The 20,039-nt window shown below is 53.8% G+C and carries 16 protein-coding genes; 7 read left to right on the top strand and 9 right to left on the bottom strand.

The annotated features are described in order from the left end of the window. Nucleotides 1-8 precede the first annotated feature (8 nt). Nucleotides 9-1,487, bottom strand: coding sequence for a SulP family inorganic anion transporter (locus tag B4C79_RS02165; RefSeq protein WP_291751633.1), 1,479 nt, complete (start codon nt 1,485-1,487; stop codon nt 9-11). A gap of 257 nt (nt 1,488-1,744) precedes the next feature. Here B4C79_RS02165 and B4C79_RS02160 point away from each other — a divergent pair, with 257 nt between their 5' ends. Beyond that, nucleotides 1,745-3,304 (top strand): carbon-nitrogen hydrolase family protein, encoded by a 1,560-nt coding sequence (locus B4C79_RS02160; protein ID WP_291742403.1) that lies wholly within the window; start codon nt 1,745-1,747, stop codon nt 3,302-3,304. On the opposite strand, the gene B4C79_RS02155 is transcribed toward B4C79_RS02160, so the two are convergent. Beyond that, nucleotides 3,290-4,732 (bottom strand): PLP-dependent aminotransferase family protein, encoded by a 1,443-nt coding sequence (locus B4C79_RS02155; protein WP_291742406.1) that lies wholly within the window; start codon nt 4,730-4,732, stop codon nt 3,290-3,292. The genes B4C79_RS02160 and B4C79_RS02155 overlap by 15 nt on opposite strands. A 3-nt stretch (nt 4,733-4,735) precedes the next feature. Continuing rightward, nucleotides 4,736-5,893, bottom strand: a complete 1,158-nt coding sequence (locus B4C79_RS02150; protein ID WP_291742409.1) for a YbfB/YjiJ family MFS transporter — start codon at nt 5,891-5,893, stop codon at nt 4,736-4,738. A gap of 156 nt (nt 5,894-6,049) precedes the next feature. Here B4C79_RS02150 and B4C79_RS02145 point away from each other — a divergent pair, with 156 nt between their 5' ends. Next, nucleotides 6,050-6,652, top strand: a complete 603-nt coding sequence (locus tag B4C79_RS02145) for a LysE family translocator (RefSeq protein ID WP_291742412.1) — start codon at nt 6,050-6,052, stop codon at nt 6,650-6,652. A gap of 2 nt (nt 6,653-6,654) precedes the next feature. Here B4C79_RS02145 and B4C79_RS02140 read toward each other — a convergent pair whose 3' ends face one another. The 4 genes from B4C79_RS02140 to B4C79_RS02125 form a co-directional block, all read right to left on the bottom strand. Beyond that, a complete protein-coding gene (locus B4C79_RS02140; RefSeq protein ID WP_171099882.1) occupies nt 6,655-7,809 on the bottom strand; it encodes a fatty acid desaturase family protein in 1,155 nt (384 codons plus the stop codon). A gap of 26 nt (nt 7,810-7,835) precedes the next feature. Then, the gene (locus B4C79_RS02135; protein WP_291739596.1) at nt 7,836-8,981 is read right to left on the bottom strand and encodes a ferredoxin reductase; all 1,146 of its coding nucleotides are present in this window, start codon (nt 8,979-8,981) and stop codon (nt 7,836-7,838) included. Nucleotides 8,982-9,107: 126 nt separating this feature from the next. Further along, nucleotides 9,108-10,277, bottom strand: a complete 1,170-nt coding sequence (locus tag B4C79_RS02130) for a hydroxymethylglutaryl-CoA reductase (protein WP_291739597.1) — start codon at nt 10,275-10,277, stop codon at nt 9,108-9,110. Between the two features lie 20 nt (nt 10,278-10,297). After that, nucleotides 10,298-10,714 (bottom strand): hypothetical protein, encoded by a 417-nt coding sequence (locus tag B4C79_RS02125; RefSeq protein WP_291739598.1) that lies wholly within the window; start codon nt 10,712-10,714, stop codon nt 10,298-10,300. 173 nt (nt 10,715-10,887) lie between these two features. Between B4C79_RS02125 and B4C79_RS02120 the strand changes: the two genes are divergently transcribed. The 5 genes from B4C79_RS02120 to B4C79_RS02100 all read left to right on the top strand — a co-directional run bounded on the left by B4C79_RS02120 (nt 10,888) and on the right by B4C79_RS02100 (nt 17,918). After that, nucleotides 10,888-11,535, top strand: coding sequence for a CerR family C-terminal domain-containing protein (locus tag B4C79_RS02120; RefSeq protein ID WP_105029526.1), 648 nt, complete (start codon nt 10,888-10,890; stop codon nt 11,533-11,535). Next, nucleotides 11,532-12,644 carry an efflux RND transporter periplasmic adaptor subunit gene (locus B4C79_RS02115; protein ID WP_291739600.1) on the top strand — a complete coding sequence of 371 codons (1,113 nt, stop codon included), beginning with the start codon at nt 11,532-11,534 and terminating at the stop codon, nt 12,642-12,644. Before B4C79_RS02120 ends, B4C79_RS02115 begins: the two co-directional genes overlap by 4 nt. Continuing rightward, nucleotides 12,641-15,751, top strand: a complete 3,111-nt coding sequence (locus tag B4C79_RS02110; protein WP_291739601.1) for an efflux RND transporter permease subunit — start codon at nt 12,641-12,643, stop codon at nt 15,749-15,751. Before B4C79_RS02115 ends, B4C79_RS02110 begins: the two co-directional genes overlap by 4 nt. After that, nucleotides 15,748-16,527, top strand: a complete 780-nt coding sequence (locus B4C79_RS02105; RefSeq protein ID WP_291739603.1) for a nitroreductase family protein — start codon at nt 15,748-15,750, stop codon at nt 16,525-16,527. The genes B4C79_RS02110 and B4C79_RS02105 overlap by 4 nt, the downstream gene beginning before the upstream one ends. Nucleotides 16,528-16,616: 89 nt before the next feature. Beyond that, nucleotides 16,617-17,918, top strand: a complete 1,302-nt coding sequence (locus B4C79_RS02100; RefSeq protein WP_291739604.1) for a GDSL-type esterase/lipase family protein — start codon at nt 16,617-16,619, stop codon at nt 17,916-17,918. 3 nt (nt 17,919-17,921) lie between these two features. On the opposite strand, the gene B4C79_RS02095 is transcribed toward B4C79_RS02100, so the two are convergent. Both B4C79_RS02095 and B4C79_RS02090 read right to left on the bottom strand, forming a co-directional pair. Further along, the gene (locus tag B4C79_RS02095; protein ID WP_171099866.1) at nt 17,922-18,656 is read right to left on the bottom strand and encodes an SIMPL domain-containing protein; all 735 of its coding nucleotides are present in this window, start codon (nt 18,654-18,656) and stop codon (nt 17,922-17,924) included. Nucleotides 18,657-18,698: 42 nt separating this feature from the next. After that, nucleotides 18,699-20,036: an NADH:flavin oxidoreductase/NADH oxidase family protein gene (locus tag B4C79_RS02090; protein ID WP_291739606.1), complete on the bottom strand. Its 1,338-nt coding sequence runs from the start codon at nt 20,034-20,036 to the stop codon at nt 18,699-18,701. Nucleotides 20,037-20,039: the final 3 nt, after the last annotated feature.

Here is a 20,039-nt window from a genome sequence, read left to right as displayed (position 1 = left end):
GTCCGGATTTAATGCGCAGGAAGTTCTTTACCTGGGCTCATCTTGTCATGCAGTCCAAATTTATCCACCATGGTTTTTGTCGCTTCGTTCATACCCAACAAATTGACCTTGATCTGATTGCGTTTGAACTTGAGAATCACTTTGTCCAAGGCACTCACAGCCGTAATATCCCAAAAATGAGCGAGACCGATGTCGATAGTGACCTCGTCAATCTCTTCCTTGAAGTCGAATGAATTGATGAAAGCTTCAGCCGATGCGAAAAAAACTTGGCCAGAGATGACATAAGTGCGGTTGCGTCCTTCATCTTGCGTGCTCGATTGCACGTGCAAAATACGGCCTACCTTGTTGGCAAAAAAGAAGCCCGACAACAGCACACCCACCAACACACCCTGCGCCAAATCGTGCGTACCCACCGTCACGGCCACCGTGGCGAGCATCACAATACTGGAGCTTTTTGGGTGCTCTCGCAGGTTGCGAATTGATGCCCAGTTGAATGTACCAATCGACACCATGATCATGACAGCCACCAAAGCAGCCATCGGTATGAGCGCCACATAGTCGCCAATGAATACCACCATAATCAACAAGAAGAGGCCTGCACACAAAGTGGACAGGCGGCCACGGCCACCCGACTTCACATTGATCACAGACTGCCCGATCATGGCGCAACCAGCCATACCACCCAAAAATCCTGCGGCAATATTTGATACACCTTGGCCCACACATTCGCGGTTTTTGTCGCTGGGTGTGTCGGTCATGTCATCGACAATCTGTGCTGTCATCATTGATTCAAGCAAACCCACCACAGCGAGCGTGATTGAAAACGGGAATATGATTTTTAAAGTTTCAAAGGTCCAAGGCACGTCGGGCAGCAGGAACACTGGCAGCGAATCAGGCAACTCACCCATGTCGCCCACGGTACGAATATCCAGCCCCACCGCAATACTGAATACGGTCAGTACAACGATGGCCACAAGTGGCGATGGAATTGCTTTGGTGAAGTAGGGCAGCAGGTAAATAATGCCCAGGCCCGCCGCTACCATGGCGTACACATGCCAGGTCACGTTAATTAGTTCGGGCAGCTGCGCCATGAAAATAAGAATGGCCAGTGCATTCACGAAGCCTGTGATGACTGACCTGGATACAAAGCGCATCAATTTACCCAGTTGCAACACACCTGCAATTATTTGAAGCACACCCGTTAACAGCGTGGCCACCAAGAGGTATTGAAGGCCGTGGTCTTTCACCAGCATTACCATGACCAAAGCCATTGCACCCGTGGCTGCGGAAATCATGCCAGGCCGCCCGCCTGTGAAAGCAATTACGGTTGCGATACAAAAAGAGGCGTACAAACCTACTTTGGGGTCGACACCGGCAATGATGGAAAAGGCAATCGCCTCAGGAATAAGCGCCAGCGCAACAACAAGGCCGGCCAAAAGGTCATTTCGGACGTTGGATAACCAGTCCGTACGGAAATTCTTCATCATTGTTAATCAATCAAAATTTTGGAAAAGTAGCAGGCGTCCGGCAACTCGGGGAGGCCAGACCAATCGAAAGGACAACGCTGAACTTGAATTTTTACAAGGGTCGGGGCGGGGTTGGTTAACAGTGCAGGCGCGAAGGATACCCGTTTGCCAATGGGTGTGTCAAACCAGAATAATCAGTTAATTGACCAAAAATTCATCAATTTTCTAAATATGTTCTAATAGAGAGGTTCACAAAGTAAACGAATGGAGCAGTGACCATGTCGACAGAAATAGAAAATACCGAGTATGAACACACCGAACACAAGTTGAGCTTGCGCAATTTACAGGCCTCTGATTACCCCGATATCAAGCGAATTATGGAGGTGGTTTACCACAGCGCTGGCGGTGCTTTGCCAGAAGCCAAATTCCGTTCAATCTTAAAAACATTTCCGGAAGGGCAAATTTGCATTGAAGACGATGGCAAGGTGATTGCCGCCGCCTTTGCGGTGGTGGTCGACTATGACAAGTTTGGCGACAAGCACACCTACATGGAAATCACCGGCAACATTTATGCCACCACGCATGACCCCAAGGGTGACGTGCTGTATGGCATTGATGTATTCGCCGATCCCGAATACCGCAACATGCGTTTGGGTCGCCGCCTGTACGAAGCGCGCAAGGAATTGTGCCAAAACCTCAACCTTCGCGCCATCATGGCGGGCGGGCGAATTCCCGGCTACAAAGACCACATGAAAGACATGTCGCCGCAGCAGTACATTGCCGCAGTGAAACGCAAAGACATTTACGATCCCATTCTTACTTTTCAGCTCAGCAACGATTTTGAGGTGAAGCAAGTGCTAAAAGGCTACTTGCCGGAAGACAAGGAATCGCAAGGCTATGCCACCTTGCTGGAGTGGTTCAATATTTATTATGAACCCGAAAAACCCATGCTGTTTGGCGCGCCCAAAACCACCGCACGCTTGGGTTGCGTGCAGTGGCAAATGCGCGAATTCCACAGCGTGGAAGACGTGGTGAAACAGGCTGAGTACTTCATCAATGCGCTTTCAGATTACCGCTGTGATGTCGCCTTGTTCCCCGAATTTTTCAATGCACCCCTGATGGGCCTGGCGGGCAACGGCAATTCCTTGGAGGCGATTCGTCACCTGGCCACTTACACCGATCAAATTCGCGACGAGATGAGTCGCATGGCGGTGAGCTACAACATCAATGTGGTGGCCGGTTCCATGCCGGTGATGGAAGATGGTGCACTGTACAACGTGGCCTATTTGTGCCGCCGCGATGGCACGGTTGAGGCGCAGTACAAAATTCACCCCACACCGCATGAAAAACGTGAATGGATGATGGAGGGGGGCAGCAAGCTGAGTGTGTTTGACACCGACTTTGGCAAGATCGGAATCCTGATTTGTTACGACTCCGAGTTTCCAGAATTGTCGCGTGTGCTGGCCGACAAAGACATGCAAATTTTGTTGGTGCCTTTCTGGACCGACACCAAAAACGGATACCTGCGCGTGCGCCGTTGTGCCCAGGCCCGCGCCATTGAAAATGAGTGCTATGTGGCTATTTCAGGGAGTTTTGGTAATTTGCCCAAGGTGGACAATGTCGACATTCAGTACGGGCAAACCGCGGTGTTCTCGCCCTCCGATTTCGCATTTCCACACGACGCCATCATGGCAGAGACCACACCCAACACCGAGATGACCCTGATTGTGGATGTGGACCTGGACAAGCTTCAAACTTTGAAAAACGAAGGTTCGGTTCGCAATTACCTCGATCGCCGCCGCGATTTGTACAAGGTGGTGTGGCTAGGCGACGAGTGAGGCGTCAAACAAGGCTCCCAACTTTGCAATGGCCACTGCGGTGTCGTCTGTCACCGGGTGGCCACAGTTCAGCCGTAAACAGTTTTTGTACAGGCCGCTGGCAGAGAATACGCTGCCCGGCATGTAGGCCACTTTTCGGGCAATGGCCTTGTTGAACAGGGCTGCGGTATCGATGTCTCCCGGCAATTCAACCCACAACACGAAACCACCTTTGGGTTCTGAAATTCGGGTGCCCTGCGGAAAATGTTTCAGCACCAAACTGCCCATGGCTCGCACCTGCGTTTCAAACTGTTGGCGCAAGGTACGCAAGTGCCGCTCAAACGATCCTTTCTCCAGATAATGTGCAACAGCCACCTGCGTGATCGGGTTGGTGGAACCACTTAAAATCCGTTTTTTCGAAAGCACCTGTGCGGCGTACTTGCCGCCTGCCACATAGCCAATTCGCAGCGATGGGCTCAGTGATTTCGAAAATGAACCACACATCAGTACCCGGTCGCTTTGCTTGCCGGCTTTCAATGGCCGTGGTCGAAAACGCTCGAAGTACAGGTCGGCATACACATTGTCTTCCACAATCGGGAAGTCGTATTTCTCGGCCAACTCCAGCAGTTTTTTTCGGTTGGCATCGGGCATTACAGAACCCATGGGGTTGCTGGCGGTGGGGCACACAATACAAGCCGCGATTCGGGTTTGCTTCACTGCAATTTCCAGTGCTTCAAGCGACATGCCATTTTCCGGACTGCTCGGAATTTCCAGTGCGCGCAAGCCCAGTGATTCAATCATTTGCAGCAGCAAGTAATAACCGGGCGACTCAACTGCCACAATGTCGTTGTGTTTGGCCACGCTTTGAAGGGCCAGGCTTAGCGCTTCAGTACACCCATCGGTGATCACCAATTCATCGCGTTTCAATTTCATGCCCATCAACTCAAACCGCTGTTGCAGTTGCTGCACCAGTTCAGGCTGGTTCGGCTCTACGTGGCTACCCAGGGTAAGCAGGTCAGGGCGGGTGCGGTTCACTGTGGCGTAGCTTCTACGCAGGGTGGCAATCGGCAACAGTTCGTGGGCGGGAAACGCAACGCCCAATGGTGCCACACCCTCGCGGGTTGAACTTCTAAGCAACATGGCGATTTGATTGGCCACCTCCAGGTTCACCGGTGGTTCCAGCACGATTGAATCAGGCGCCTGGGTACAGGCTGCAGCATTGGGCAGGGTGCGGGCTTGCACGTAATAGCCAGATTTCGCTACAGGTTGCACATAGCCCCGGTCTTCCAGCAAGTTCAATGCTTTTTGTACCGTGTCGATGGAGTAATGCCATTGCTCTGAGAGCTTCCGGATCGACGGCAGTTTGTACCCCGCTGCAAAGTGATTGTTTTCAATCAAGGCCTGCAGGTTCAACGCCAGTGTTTCGTATTTGCAAGAGGAGTTGTCCATGGTTCAAGCCTCGGTTTGCTTTTTCAGTTGCCACACCATGAACACACCCGCCACCATCAATGCAGCCGCCAGGTACAGCGAGCCGCGATAGGTGCCTGTGCGTTCAGCGATCAAACCGGCCAAAGCAGGCGCCGCAATTTGCGACACGCCATAACTGAGTGTCATGCGTGCCATGGCCTTGCTGGGGTTGGCGGGAAACTGGCGGCCTGCAATGCTCAATGTCAGGTTCACAATGCCGGCGAATGTACCGCCAAACAGCACGGCGCTGATCATGTTGGCCCAATAGCCGTCGATCAGGGCAGCCATCACAATTGAGATGATTTGCAGCAGGTAAGCCAACACCAAGGCTTCAAAAACGCCGGTAACGCGCGCCACGCGGTCCCACACAAACGAGGAGGGAATCGCGGCCAAACCAACCACTACCCACACCCAAGGGCCTTTGCCCTGAAGTTCGGGCAAGGTTTCAGCAATGGCCACAATAAAGGTGGCGCTAATCACATAGCCAAACCCGGCACAGAAGTAAGCGCCCAGCATCAAGCGCATCCACTTTGCACTGGGCGGTGGTACATCAGCCACTTGTGCTTCAGTGCTGCCAGCTTTGGCTGGCTTGGGCATCCATATCCAGGCTGGTACAAAGAAAAGAATTCCCACCACACCCAGCACCCACCATTGCTGGTCCCAGGCCAGGTGGTCGACCATGGCCATGACTGCAAGGCCAGACAAAACCAAGCCCATACCCGCGCCGGCAAAGTGCAGGCCCAGTTCGGTTTTCAGGTTTTGGCGGGCCAGCCAGTTCATGATCAGGCCCGACGCAATCAACATGCCTGCGGTACTGGACACACCCGAAATAAAGCGCAGAAATACCCACAGGTTGACATCGGTGGTCAGGCCCATGCCAATGGTGCTGATTACGGCCACAATCAGGCCGAAACGGTAAAGCAGGTATTTGTAATCAAGGTTGCTCAGTGTGGAGGCCAGCAAGGCACCGCTGATGTAGCCGATGTAATTGACCGTGGCCAACCAGCCACCATCAAAGGCGCTTAAGCCAGCCTGCTCGCGCATGATGGGCAGCAAGGGGGTGTAAGAAAAGCGGGCCAAACCCACGGTCAGGATCAGTGAACAAATGCCTGCGGCAATCACTTGCCAACGTTCCAGTTTCATGGGGGCCACCCGCACAGAAGTCAAGTTCCAGAAGCAGTACAGATTTTTCAGTGCTTAATCTGTACTGCACATTATTTAATTATCCTGAATCTGTACTGAATTTGCAAAAGTTCTTAAAGTGAGTGTTCCATTTTTACTCCAAGAAAGGAGTTCGCCATGCAGCACTTTCAAGCCATTGCCCTGTTCGCATTTTTAAGCATTATTACGCCCGGGCCCAATAACCTGATGATCATGACCAGCAGCATGAATTTTGGCGTGCGAAAAAGCCTGCCGCATTTCTTCGGCATTATTGTGGGCTTTCCACTGATGCTGCTGGCCATGGGTCTGGGTTTGAATGCGGTGTTTGAAAGCTTGCCTTGGTTTCACACAGCCCTGTTGGTATTCAGCTTGCTGATGATGGTGTATTTGGCCTGGCGAATTGCCAGCTTCTCACCTTCAGAGGATGCGCTGAAACCTGGTTCCAGGCCCTTGAGCTTTGTCAATGCCGTGCTGTTTCAATGGGTCAATCCCAAAGCCTGGTTCATGGCGACTGCTGCCGTGGCGCTTTTCCCGGCCAGCTCGAACACGCCTGTGCTGGACGTGTTGATGGTGGCCGTGATCATGGCCAGTGTGGGTTTGCTGTGCGTGGGTTTGTGGCTGGTGTTGGGTGCGCGCTTGCGGGCCTTGATTAACAGCCCGCTGCGCTTGAAGTGGTTCAATGGAACCATGGCCGCCAGTCTGGTGCTGTTTTTCGCATACAGCACCGTTCAGGCGGTTTAGTTTCAGGGTAAAGACAAACGCCAGATATTCCAGGTGGTGGTGCCAAACTGGCGCGTGAAACTGCCCTTGTTGTAGGGCAGACCATACCGGGCTGCCAAAGCCTGTACTCGGGGTGACATTTCTGCATAGCGGTTGGCAGGAATGTCCGGGAACAGGTGGTGTTCAATCTGGTGGCTCAGGTTGCCCGACAGAATATGGAACAACTTGCCACCGGTAATATTGCAGCTGCCCAGCAGTTGGCGCACATACCAGGCTGCGCGGGTTTCGCCCTCCACTTCTTCTTTGGTGAAGTGGTGCACACCTGCTGGGAAGTGGCCGCAGAAAATAATCACATTCGACCAAATGTTGCGAATGCCGTTGGCGATCAGGTTGGCCACAATGGTGAAGCCGAAACCAGCCAAGGCAATATTCACCACATCAAACCCAAAAAATACAGTGACCGGTACCGTGACTGCTGCACCAAGAACCGGCCAGCATACGTAGTCTTTCAACAGCTGGTGGCGTACTTTCCAGCCGATTCGTTTTAGCATGGGAATAATCTCCTTGAAGCTCTTCTTGCCTGCCAGCAGCTTGTCGGCCTCCAGATCGTGCAGGGCCACACCCCACTGAAACATCATCATCAGCACAAAGTTAATCACCGGGTTGAACAGGTATTTGGCATGCCAGCGTTGGTCGTCGGTAACGCGCAGCACGCCGTAGCCAATGTCGGGGTCTTTGCCGTGCACATTGGTCCAGGTGTGGTGCACCACATTGTGGCTGTGTTTCCACTGGTCAGAAGGGCAAACGTTGTCCCATTCCCAGGTGTTGGATTGAATATTGGGGTCGCGCATCCAGTCGAACTGGGCATGCATGATATTGTGGCCCAATTCCATATTCTCAATGCTTTTCGACACGCCCAGCATCACCGCGCCCAGCAGAAGCACTGCCCAGAATTGTGGCCAGCCTGTGAAGGTCCAGTCGCTCATGGGCAACAGGAAAAAGCTGAGAAACACCACAATACGCCCGGCCAGCATCAGGCTTCGCTGCCATTTGATTACCGAGAGAATGTAGGCGCGGTCTTTGCTGCCCAGCGAGTCTGCAATTTCATTGCGTATGGCGTCCATTTCGCGACCGAATTCTTCAATGTCGCTGGCGCTCAAATGTTTTGGCATGCCCATGTTGTGTCTCCTGCTTCCCGTGTTACTTACACTTCAATTTCTGCGTCGCCCACCGCGGCGCACACGCAAATCTGAATCACTTGTCCAGTTTCATTGATCAGCGCGTTCGTGCGCAAATCGCGCACACAGCCGCTGGCCAGTTTCACATCACAACCGTGGCAAATGCCCATTCGGCAGCCGTGTTCCGGGTTCAGGCCGGAATCCTCGGCCAGGCGAAGCAGGTTGGTTTCACCATCTGAATTGGCGCTCACATTGCTGTTCAGAAATTTCACCACACCCGTTTTCACCTCGGTGGGAACGCCTGCCAGTTGGGCGCGGAATCGTTCGGTGTGCACCTGGCGGCTTAGCCCTTCGGATTCGTAAAGTTTCTCGATTGAATCGAGCATGGTTTGCGGCCCACAGGCGTACACATCGCGTTTTCGCCAGTCGGGGCAAAGTTGCTCGAGCTGCTCTTTGGAAAAGTGGGGGCGTTTGCCGGTAATGTCTTCAGGTTTCTGGCCAGGCTCACGGGTGTGCACCAGGTTCAAGGTGTACAGCTTTTGCCTGTCCGCAATTTCTTTCAGTTCACGCCCAAAAATGACGTCGTAAGTGTGGGGTGCATAGTGAATGTGCACAGTGTTGGGCATGCGCTCTTGCAGCACCAGGCTGCGCAGCATACTCATAATCGGTGTAATGCCGCTGCCCGCAGTAATAAACAGGGGCAGCACAGGCTGTGCATCGGGCAGGTAAAAGTCGCCTTGCGGTACACCAATCGGCACGTAATCGCCCACTTTCAGCTTGCGCACCAGGTGGTGCGACATGCGACCGTTGTCGATGGCTTTCACCGTAATGGTGAAGCAGCCGTCATTGCGTTCCGGGGCTGAGCTGATTGAATAAGTGCGCGTGAAATGCTGCCCGCCAATTGGCACGCCAATGCGCAAGTGCTGGCCTGGGCGGTGGCTTCGCCAGTTCAGGCCAGGGCGCAAGGTGATGGTGCGTGAATCAGAGGTTTCGTCCCAAACTGCTTCAACCCGCGCTTGAAGTGCATGGGTGCTCCACAAGGGGTTGACCAGTTCAATGTAGTGGGAAGTTCGTAGGGGAAATGCAAAGGCGTCGGAGACTTTCGTCACGAGGCCAGCTACACGTTTGATCAATGAGTTGTTCAACTGCGCGGATCCTGCCTCAGACTGCATTGTGTCTCCTCGTTTTTGTATTGTAAAACGAGTGTGCACTGAAACACATTCCAAGTCATTCCGCACTGCACCAGCGGTCAGTGATTTACTGACAGCGCCCAGGGACGGGCGCTGACTTGCATCGGCTTAACGATTCCGACCATAGGCGTCGTGGGAGGAAACCCATTCATCCGCCAGAATGGCGGACAGCAAGGACAAATCTCCTGCCAGTACCGTGGCGCCCACAATTTCCGCCAGTTTACGCGCCTTGCCAGTGCCCTCGCAGCCCAGCATTTTCAGGCACTCGGCCTGCGTGGCCAAGCCTGTTCCACCACCCTTGGTGGCGCAGATCACCGAGGGCAATGTGACAGAGAAATACAAATCTCCATCGGCTGTAATGTCCATGAACACCATGCCGGTGTGGCTTTCTACCACATTGGCCTCATCTTGCCCTGTGGCAATAAACAAAGCGGCAATGCCGTTGGCCGAGTGGGGGCCGCTGTAGGCACTGCCAGCCAGTTGTGCGCCTATGGCACTGCGCTGGCGTTGCTTGAAAATGGTTTCAGGAGTGGTGCGTGCCAGCCTTTGCAGCACTTCGCGCTTGATGGTGGCTTCCGCAATTACACGCTTGCCCCGGCTGTGTAGCAGGTTCATGTGCGAATGTTTTTTGTCCGTTTCAATGGCGCCACTCAGGGCAAAGTAACTAATCGCCTCCGGGCTGTTTTTCAATACCCATTGGCAGGCGGCATGCGTGGCTTTGCCGCACATGTTTTGCCCGGCCGCATCGCCAGTGGTGTAGTTGAAACGCGTGTACACCATGCGCGCCACTTGCCAGGTTTGAATGTGTTCCAGCTTGCCGAAGCTGGTGGTTTTCTCTGCTTCGGCTTTGACCATGGCCAGGTTTTCATTGATCCATTGCAAAAACCGTTTGGCCGCGCGGGCATCCTCGAATTCAAAAAGTGGCGCACGTTGCATGTATTCCTCGGCCACCGTCACCTTCACGCCGCCCGATTCGCTCACCATGCGCATGCCCCTGCTATAACTGGCCACCAGTGTGCCTTCGGTGGTCGCCAAAGGTACATAAAACCAGCCTTGTGCATGTTCACCATGAATCAATACAGGCCCTGCCACACCCACCGGCATTTGCACCACACCAATGAAGTTCTCGGTGTTGCTTTTCAAACTTTCAGGGGGCAGGGAATAGGTGCCAGTGTGATGCAAGCTGGCTCCGGTTTGTTGTGTTAAAAATTCGCGGCGCGCTTTGGCAGCATCTTCCGAGTAGTTGTCGTCAAATCGTGGAATGGGTGTGCGGGTCATCGGCTGGCTCTTTTTTCTGCTTATTTGCGTTTGGGTTTGTTGCTGCGTGTGACTGCGGCAATTGATTCCTCGTAGCCACTCACCAGTTTGCCAATGTTCTCCAGCTTGGCCTTCAATACATCCAGTTCCATTTGGGTGCGGTCCAGTTGCATGGTCAGGTGGGCGTTGTCTTTCTCCAGCCCCACCATGGTTTTGGTCAATTCCCGGTTCTCCTGTTCCAGTTCTTTGTTGGCCTGGTACATTTTCAACAAGTTGGCTTGCAAGCCTTTGACCTTGTCCTGAACACCATCTACTGTTTGCTTGATACCGGTTTCAAACTGATTCACCTGGTCAACCACGGCATTGATCAAATTGCCTGCCGGAAGACTGGACGCCCGTTTTTGAGCGACCGATTTCAGTTTTCGCAGCGCCTTGCTGCCTTTTTCCGCCATACCCATGATTGTCTCCAGTTTGTTGTTTTTTGAATTTGCTCGCCAAGAGTAGCAAGTTTCAGGAATTCGGTGGTGTCGATTCGTTTCAATCCCGAGAAATGCACTGCTCACGATTGCTGTTTAATCATTCGTTTGATATATTTTTAAATCAATCGATTGAATTAATTCTGGACTTCCCCATGCTTCAAGACAAGCAGCAGTCTGCACGGCAAAAGCTGGTGCAGGCTGCACTCATCACCTTCGCCGAAAAGGGCTATGAAGGAGCTTCCACGCGCGAAATTGCCGACAAGGCGGGAGCGAACATCTCCTCCATTCGCTATTACTTTGGTGACAAGGCTGGTCTTTACAGGGCGGCTTACACCGAGCCGCTGTGTGGCACGCCGTTTGAACAGGGCATTCCTGATTTGAACAGCACCGACGTGGATAAAGCCTTAAAGCAATTGTTCCGGGATTTCCTGGAGCCCTTGAAGCACGGTGAAACCTTTCGCCTGGTGATGAAATTGCATTTCCGCGAAATGATTGAACCCACCGGTGCCTGGGAGCATGAAATTGATGCGGAAATCAAGCCGCAGCACATGGCTTTGGTGAACATGTTGACCGCCTATTTTGGTTTGAGTAAACCCGACCTCGACATCCAACGCCTGGCCTTCGCAATGATGGGCATGGCCGTGAATTTTTATGTGGCTCAAGATGTGGTCGATGTAATTTGCCCCAAATTAATGAGCAATGCCAAAGCCATCGATACCCTGAGTGAACGCTTGGCTGGTTATGCCCGCGCCATGCTCGACAGTGAAAGCAAACGACGCAAACAGGATTGCAGCAAATGAAAATTCCAATGGTTTTAAGTCAGTACCCCGTCGCCATGCTTGCGGCAGTCTTGCTGTTGGGTGCTTGTTCACCCGGCACCGAGCAAGCCGCACCTGGTGCTGCAAGTGAAACGGAAGTTCCCGGCAAGGCCAGCTTGTCGGTTGAACTGGCCGCGGTGGAGGAGAAAACCATTCCTCTGACCCTGTCCGTGAATGGCAGCGTGGCTGCCTGGCAAGAGGCAGTGATTGGTTCGCAACTCAATGGGGTACGAATTGATTCTTTGCGCGCCGAAGTTGGCGATGTCGTAAAGAAGGGGCAAACGCTGGCGCTGTTCGATCAACAAACAGTGAATGCCGATTTGGCACAGGCCAAAGCGGGCGTGGCCGAAGCACAGGCTTTGTTCGAGCAGGCAAAGCTGAATGCTGACATGATTCGCAACATCACCGACGCAGGTGCAGTCAGCGCGCAAGAACGCAACCAGGTCATTGCAGCAGAAAAGTCGGCACAGGCCCGTTTGTTGTCGGCTAGGGCGCTACAAACCCAGCAGGAAATTCGCTTGCGCAACACCGCGGTCATTGCGCTGGACGACGGCGTAATCAGTGCGCGCACGGCGACTTTGGGTTCGGTGCCCGCCCCGGGGCAAGAGCTGTTCCGCTTGGTTCGCCAGCAGCGCCTGGAGTGGCAAGCTGAGGTGACCGACGCAGAGCTGGCCCGAATTTCTGAAGGCATGGCAGCGACTGTGTTTAGTGGGGGCGAAGCCATCCAGGGAAAGGTGCGCACACTTAGCCCAGTCATCAATGCGCAATCACGAACCGGCATGGTGTACGTCGATGTTCCCGGCGCCTACGCCAAGGGATTGAAACCGGGCATGTACCTGCGCGGCGAGTTTGATTTGGGCCAGCAAACCGCGACAGTAATTCCGCAAACTGCGGTGATTGAGCGCGATGGCTTTACCTACGCATTCACCGTGGACGAAGCCAGCAGCAAGGTGCAGCGCATCAAGTTGCGCGTGAACAAGGCGCAAGGCGAATTCATCGAGGTGTTGGAAGGTGTGAAGCCCGGTGACAAGGTGGTAAAAAGCGGTGTGGCTTTCCTGGCCCATGGCGATTTGGTGAAGGTGATTCAGTGAACGTCTCGACCTGGTCCATTAAAAACCCCATTCCTGCGGTGATGCTTTTTTTCCTGCTCACCGTGATGGGGCTGTACAGCTTTTCCAGCATGAAAATTCAGCAGTTCCCAGACATTGAACTGCCCACCGTGCTGGTCACTGCCAGTCTTCCTGGTGCATCGCCTTCCCAGCTTGAAAACGATGTTGCCCGGAAAATTGAAAACTCGCTCGCCACACTGCAACAACTCAAACACATTTACACCAAGATTCAAGACGGCATTGTCAGCATCACGGTCGAATTCAATCTGGAAAAAGACACACAGGAAGCCGTGGATGATGTGCGGTCTGCCGTGTCGCGCGTGCGTGCCGATTTGCCCACTGATTTGCGCGACCCGGTGGTCAATAAACTGGAATTAAGCGGTGCACCTGTACTGGCTTACACCATCGCCTCCACCGCGTTTGATGAGGAAGGTTTGTCCTGGTATGTCGACGACACCATCACCAAAACCCTGTTGAATGTGAAAGGTGTGGGCGCGGTGAACCGGGTGGGTGGTGTAACACGCGAAGTGGTGGTCGAACTTGATCCCTTGAAAATGCAAGCGCTGGGTGTCAGTGCGCTGGATGTGTCGCGCCAGCTGCGCAACACCCAACTGGAAGCCGCAGGTGGCCGGGCAGATCTGGGCGTTGGCGAGCAACCATTGCGTACCATCGCCACCGTGGAGAATGCCAATCAACTGAAAGAAATCTCGATCGCTTTAAGCAATGGTCGCCGGGTAAAGCTGACTGAAATTGCCACGATCAAAGACACGATTGCAGACCGGCGTTCTGCTGCTTTACTGAATGGTCAAGATGTGGTGGGTTTTGAGATCACGCGAAGCAAGGGTGCCAGTGAAGTGGAAGTGGGGCGGGGGGTGGCCAAGGCGCTGGCTGATCTGCAGGCTCAGCGACCCGACCTTACCATTGTGGAGGCGTTCAACTTCGTGGAGCCCGTGAAAGAGGATTTCGACAGCTCCATGAAAATGCTTTATGAGGGCGCCTTTTTGGCCGTGGTGGTGGTGTGGTTTTTCTTGCGCGACTGGCGCGCCACCTTTGTGTCGGCAGTGGCCTTGCCCTTGTCGATCATTCCGGCGTTTGCTGGCATGTATTACCTCGGCTTCAGTCTGAATGTGGTGTCACTTCTGGCCATGTCGCTGGTGGTGGGTATTTTGGTGGACGACGCCATCGTGGAAGTGGAAAATATTGTTCGACACTCCAGAATGGGCAAGAACCCGATTGATGCTGCACGCGAAGCCGCCGATGAAATCGGTCTGGCCGTGATTGCAACCACATTCACCTTGATTGCCGTGTTTCTTCCCACTGCCTTCATGAGCGGCGTGGCTGGCAAGTTTTTCGTTCAATTTGGCTGGACAGCCTCACTGGCCGTGTTCGCCTCACTGGTGGTGGCGCGCATGTTGACCCCAATGATGGCTGCGTACATGCTGAAACCTGCCGGTCATGAAAGCGAGAAAAACGAGCCCGGAAAAATGATGGCCCGCTACCTGGACTGGGTGCGCTGGTCGCTGGCTCACAGGTGGATTACCTGTATTGCAGCGGGTGCCTTTTTCGTGGGCTCCATCATGTTGATTCCACTGTTGCCCACCGGGTTTATTCCGCCCGATGATCTGTCACAAACCCAGGTGTATCTGGAACTGCAACCGGGCAGCACGTACGAGCAAACTCGTGAGGCTGCGGAAAAAGCCCGTGAGCTGGTCAGTGAAGTGGACTACGTTCGCAGTGTGTACACCACCATTGGCGGTGGTTCTGCGGGAACGGATCCATTCATGATGAGCGGTCAGGCCGAAGTGCGCAAAGCCACGCTCACGGTGCTGCTCGATCCGCGCGGTGAACGTGCCGTGCGCAAGCAAGTGACCGAAACACAAATGCGTGAGGCGCTGAGCAACTTGCCCGGTGTGCGTTACAAGGTAGGTTTGGGTGCGTCTGGCGAGAAGTATGTGTTGGTGTTGTCGGGCGACGATGGTGACGCGTTGTCCAAGGCCGCCGCTGAAGTAGAGCGTGATCTTCGCACCATTCCTGGTTTGGGCTCCATTGCATCCAGTGCTGCTTTGGTTCGTCCCGAAGTCTGGATCAAACCCGATTTTGCCAAGGCTGCTGATTTGGGCGTCAGCACCGCAGCCATGGGTGAAACCCTGCGTGTCGCCACGGTCGGTGATTATGACGCGGCCTTGCCCAAACTGAATTTGTCTCAACGACAAGTTCCAATTGTTGTTCGTCTGGATGACGAGGCAAGAAAGGACCTCAGCTTGCTTGAGCGCCTCGCAGTGCCCTCTGCCAAGCCCGGAGTGCCCAGCGTGCCTTTGAACCAGGTCGCCACCTTGGGTATCAACGCCGGTCCCTCGGTGATTGATCGTTATGATCGTGCCCGCAATGTGAACTTTGAAATTGAATTGCAGGGTCAACCTTTGGGTGATGTGGCAGCCGCTGTTCAGCAGTTGCCCAGTATCAAAAACCTGCCACCCGGCGTGGCCCAGCGAAATATTGGTGATGCCGAGGTGATGGAAGAACTGTTCGCCAGTTTCGGTTTGGCCATGCTCACCGGTGTGTTGTGCATTTTTGTGGTGCTGGTTTTGTTGTTCAAAGACTTCCTGCAACCAGTCACCATTCTTGCCGCGCTGCCGCTGAGTTTGGGGGGAGCATTCGTGGGCCTCTTGATTGCTGGTAAAAGCTTCTCCATGCCCTCACTGATCGGCTTGATTATGTTGATGGGCATTGCCACCAAGAACTCGATTCTGTTGGTGGAGTACGCCATTATGGCGCGCAATGAAAAGGGCATGAGCCGGCTAGATGCGGTGGTAGATGCCTGCCACAAGCGCGCCCGCCCCATCATCATGACCACCATTGCCATGGCCGCCGGCATGCTGCCCATTGCAATAGGCACTGGCGATGCGGACACCAGTTTCCGCAGCCCCATGGCGATTGCGGTTATTGGTGGTTTGATGACATCCACCTTCTTGAGCCTCTTGGTCATTCCCGTGGTGTACACCTTGATGGATGACTTTGAGCATGGCATGAAAAGTTTGTATCAAAAAATGGGTTCAACATTCAAGCAGTCTGGAGCACGCAACACATGAAAGCAGCCGCAAAGAAATTCAAGACCATCGAAGTGGATGGCAAGCAACGTTATTACGAACCGGCACCAAAGGGAATCAGCGCCGCCAATTTCAAGAAAGTAGTGGAAAGCAGAAGGTCGGTGCGCAAGTTCACTGACAAACCCATTCCCAAAGAAGTGCTGGACGAATGCCTGGACATGGCCTTGTTGGCCCCGTGTTCGTCAGGCTTGCAGCCGTGGGAGTTTTATGTGGTCAAAACGCCTGCGAAAAAAGCGAAGCTGGTGACCGCTTGTCTGGGTCAGTTGGCCGCAAAAACCGCGCAGGAATTGATCGTGTGCGTGGCGCGCGTAGACCGTGTCAGCGACTTTTCCAAGAAAATGATCAAAGACTGGCCCATGCCGGAAGTGCCCACACTGGTGCGCCGTTATTACCAGTTAATTCCCTACAATTATTCGCCTGGCCCCTTGAACAGTTTTGCCTTGGTGAAAAAAGCAGCATCCAATGTGGGTGGTTTGATTGCGCCTTTGCCTCGCGGCCCCTACACCCGCAGTGAGGTGGAATTGTGGGCCGCAAAAAGCGCTGCACTGGCCTGCGAAAACCTGGTGCTGGCTTTCCGTGCGCACGGGTTCGACACCTGCATGATGGAGGGCTACGACGAAGCCCGCGTGCGTAAATTGTTGAAACTGAATGACGATGCTTTCCCCATCATGGTGATTGGTGCTGGCGAGCGTGCCGACGATGGCGTGTTCTGGCCTCAAATCCGTTTTGAGCGGGAATTGTTCGTACACGAAGTGTAATTGTTCTGCTGCGGTAAGCCCTTAATCCCGGTTTGCATCTGCCAAGGCTCACCCTGAAGTATCAGCAAGACAACTTCAGGGGAAATGCTTTGAACTCACGCACACGACAACAATTGCTTTGCTCACTGCTGCTGCTCGCGGTGGCCGGTTGTTCATCCGAATCCGACAATGTTTCTGCCCGGCCCTCGGGCAGCAACACGCAGGCTTCGGGTTTGTCTTGCAACAGCAATTCGAATGCGGCTGACGGTGCGCGGTGGATGTCAGCCTGGGGTGTTACCCATGTCACCGGCACGGCGCCTGTGGAAACAACAGTTCGAAACATTGCCCGTGTCACGGCCAGTGGCAATGCGGTGCGCATTCGTTTCATCAACCTCAGCGATCAGCCCATGCAAATTGGTGCTGCAAGCATTGGTATGCGGGAAGGCGCCACAGGCGCAAACCTGAAGTTGAACAGCAGCAAGGCAGTCACCTTCAACTGCGGCCAAACCAGCGCCACCATTCCGCCCCAAACCGAATCGTTTTATAGCGACCCCATCGCGTTCAAGGTCAACAATCAAGACGATCTTGCTGTGAGTTTGTATGTGAAAGGTGCAGACAATCCCGGTGAGTTTGGTGCCACCTGGATTGAATCCTACAAACTGCCCAATGGCTCGGGCAATCAAACCCTTGAGGATTCCGGGGCGGGTTACGGTTTGATCGATGACACCCGATTTTCCACGCCTCCCGGTTTGCCTATCATGTGCAATGGCTGCACGGTGTACGCGCTTCGCGACATTGAGGTGCTCACCAAGGATGCAAAAGGAGCCATGGTGTTTTTGGGCAGTTCCAGCTTCCATGGTTACAACACCAGCCAGAATGGTTTCAAGCGCATCAGCGATTTGCTGTCAGTTCGCATGTTGAATGAAATTCCGCAGGGACAGCGCGACACGATTGTGAACCGTGGCATCGGCGGCGACACGCTGCAAAACGCCAGTGCAACACGGTTGGAACGCGACGCGTTCGACACCGTGGGTGTCAGTTCGGTGGTGGTGTGGGTAACCAATGACTTGTCCAGCCGAAGTGCCGATGAAATCATCGCCAATTACCAGGAAGTTATTGAACAAGCCCATGCAAAGGGCATCAATGTGTATTGCCCAACCTGGATTCCCGGTGCGCAATCCTTCCAGGCCAATTTGACCGGCGAACGCGCCAAGTTGAACGACTGGATTCTAAACAGTGGCGAGTGTGATGGTGTGGCGGATTACAACGGTGAAGTGGAAGCGCCAGGCGGCCTTACATTCCTGCCGCAGTACAACAGTGGCGATTTCATTCACTCCAACGATGCAGGCCATGAATTGTGGGCTGCGGCTACACCGTTGAGTGAATGGGTGAGTAAAGCCAAACCTCGCTGAAATTTACTCCACCAAATACTGAACCTTGGTGACCACGCGAATTTTTTTCATCACAGTGTTCTCGCCGCCGTAATCGCCCAATGGCGCTGAAATTGAAAACAGTCCCTGAGTGGCTGTTTTCAATGCACCCACCTTGACGCCTGAGTCGGCTGCAAAAGTTTGTGCGGCCTCCTTGGCGTTGTCGGTGGCGGCTTTCAGCATTCGGGGCTTGATGCTGTTCAAGTCGGTGAAGTAAAACTGAATGAAACTGGATTCAATCAAAATACCTTCATTCAAGAACACATCGCTTTTCAGCGACGCTTGTTCAACCGCATCCACCTTGGCCGTTTCCAGCACAAAGCCACCCTGCGCACGCCAGCGTTTGCCAGGTTCTACAAAGCCACCGTTTGGGTTCACGTTTTCAAAAATGGTCACAGGTTGCCGGCGAATATCGCTGGCTTCAAAGCCCATGCCCAGCACCAGGCTTTCCAGTTTTTCCAACTGCTTCGTCCAGCTGGCACCCGCGGCTTGCGGCGTTTCTGCAAGTACCGAGAAAGACAGGTTCCAGCTGGCTTTGTCCGATTTCACCACTTCCTCGGCCAGGCCTCGCACCTCAATGAACTGATCATACTTGCGAAATTCCTTCACCGCAGTGGCCATTAAAAAACCGGCCACCACCACACCCGCTGCCAGCACAACAGAGCCCAGAAGGCCCATGCCGCGTTGTTGTTTCGGTGAGTACAGCGCGCTTCTCGACATGAATTTCTCCTGAATATTGGGCTTTGCTGATGTTGTACAGCTTCAACGTGAAGAACGTTTTACTTTAAATGCCGTTGTCCATTCATTGAACAAATATTTGAAGAAGGCTCCGATCAGGCTCATGGACGGTTTGGCCTCAAGACCATCTGCCAATCGGAAAATTTGTTGGTAATACCAGGCTTGCGCGCCCAGCACATTGATCAATTTCAAGGGAAGTACCGGGCTGGCTGGTGAAAAAATACCTTTGTCTGTCAACTTCAGCATGTTTTCAAAACTCGCGGCACGATCAATTTTTCCATTGATCAATTGCTTGGGTGTGTCCGGGTGTGTGCACAGCGGGCGACCCAGTCCAATCACATCGCACACGCCGTCGCTCAATGCCTCTTCCATCGCTTCCCGGCTGCGAAAACCACCGGTTACCATCAAGGGCATGGTGGCCACTTCTCGAATGGCTCTTGCGTAGTTCAGAAAGTAAGCTTCGCGTTTTTTGGTGCTTTCCCGCTGGGCGGGTTGTTCGTCTTTCACGGAATCGGCTGCACCGGTGTGGCCCAGCAAACGCGGCTGCTCGTAGGTGCCCCCTGAAATTTCCAGCAGATCGATTTTCTCGTCATTCAGCCACTTCACCACCTGCAAACATTCCTCATTGGAAAAACCGCCTTTGCGGAAGTCATCCGAATTCAGTTTGACGGCAACAGGAAACGCAGGCCCCACCGCTTGGCGCACGGCGCGCACGGCTTGCAGCAAAAAACGGGCACGGTTTTCCAGGCTGCCGCCCCATTGGTCAGTGCGCTGGTTCGTCACTGGCGAGAGGAAAGACGACAGCAAATAACCATGTGCCCCGTGCACTTGTACACCGGTAAAACCGGCTTCTTTGGCGATTCGGGCCACGCGTGCAAAACGTTGAATCAGGTCCAGAATTTCATCCTCGCGCAGGGCTCGGGGTGGGGCGTAGTTGCCCAGCAATTCCAGTTGAACAGCAGAAGGGCCAACGGGTTGGTTGGTGACATAGCGGGGCGACTGTCGCCCGGCATGTGAAATTTGCATCCACAAGTGGTTGCCATTGCTGGTGCCTGCTTTGGCCCAGGCGCGCAGGGCATCCATGCCGTCGGGCTCGCCGTGTTCGGGGGCTGGGTCAATGGATACATTGCCGGGGCGCTCCAGAATGTTTCGGTCAATCAACACATTGCCCGTGATCAAAATGCCCGCACCACCCTCGGCCCAGCGCTTGTACAGCGTGGCGTGGCGGTGCGTGGCTTGCAGCTTCGAATTGGCCACACCTTCTGTCATGGCGGCTTTGCAAAGCCGGTTGGGAACGACCACGCCACAAGGCAGTGTGAAGGGTTGCTTTAATTCGGGTTGCTTCAGTTCAATCGAATTCATGTG

The sequence above is a fragment of the Limnobacter sp. UBA7229 genome (assembly GCF_002473065.1).
Classification (GTDB): Bacteria; Pseudomonadota; Gammaproteobacteria; order Burkholderiales; family Burkholderiaceae_B; genus Limnobacter; species Limnobacter profundi.
Note: the sequence above shows the minus strand (reverse complement) of the source record. Positions and strands in the feature narration are given on the sequence as shown.

What these genes read in the sequence shown, in the direction of transcription:
- B4C79_RS02150 (WP_291742409.1), bottom strand. Translation starts at nt 5,893, where the DNA reads ATGAAACTGGAACGTTGGCAAGTGATTGCCGCAGGCATTTGTTCACTG.
- B4C79_RS02130 (WP_291739597.1), bottom strand. Translation starts at nt 10,277, where the DNA reads ATGACCCGCACACCCATTCCACGATTTGACGACAACTACTCGGAAGAT.
- B4C79_RS02135 (WP_291739596.1), bottom strand. Translation starts at nt 8,981, where the DNA reads ATGCAGTCTGAGGCAGGATCCGCGCAGTTGAACAACTCATTGATCAAA.
- B4C79_RS02145 (WP_291742412.1), top strand. Translation starts at nt 6,050, where the DNA reads ATGCAGCACTTTCAAGCCATTGCCCTGTTCGCATTTTTAAGCATTATT.
- B4C79_RS02120 (WP_105029526.1), top strand. Translation starts at nt 10,888, where the DNA reads ATGCTTCAAGACAAGCAGCAGTCTGCACGGCAAAAGCTGGTGCAGGCT.
- B4C79_RS02125 (WP_291739598.1), bottom strand. Translation starts at nt 10,714, where the DNA reads ATGGGTATGGCGGAAAAAGGCAGCAAGGCGCTGCGAAAACTGAAATCG.
- B4C79_RS02095 (WP_171099866.1), bottom strand. Translation starts at nt 18,656, where the DNA reads ATGTCGAGAAGCGCGCTGTACTCACCGAAACAACAACGCGGCATGGGC.
- B4C79_RS02160 (WP_291742403.1), top strand. Translation starts at nt 1,745, where the DNA reads ATGTCGACAGAAATAGAAAATACCGAGTATGAACACACCGAACACAAG.
- B4C79_RS02155 (WP_291742406.1), bottom strand. Translation starts at nt 4,732, where the DNA reads ATGGACAACTCCTCTTGCAAATACGAAACACTGGCGTTGAACCTGCAG.
- B4C79_RS02140 (WP_171099882.1), bottom strand. Translation starts at nt 7,809, where the DNA reads ATGGGCATGCCAAAACATTTGAGCGCCAGCGACATTGAAGAATTCGGT.
- B4C79_RS02090 (WP_291739606.1), bottom strand. Translation starts at nt 20,036, where the DNA reads ATGAATTCGATTGAACTGAAGCAACCCGAATTAAAGCAACCCTTCACA.
- B4C79_RS02105 (WP_291739603.1), top strand. Translation starts at nt 15,748, where the DNA reads ATGAAAGCAGCCGCAAAGAAATTCAAGACCATCGAAGTGGATGGCAAG.
- B4C79_RS02115 (WP_291739600.1), top strand. Translation starts at nt 11,532, where the DNA reads ATGAAAATTCCAATGGTTTTAAGTCAGTACCCCGTCGCCATGCTTGCG.
- B4C79_RS02165 (WP_291751633.1), bottom strand. Translation starts at nt 1,487, where the DNA reads ATGATGAAGAATTTCCGTACGGACTGGTTATCCAACGTCCGAAATGAC.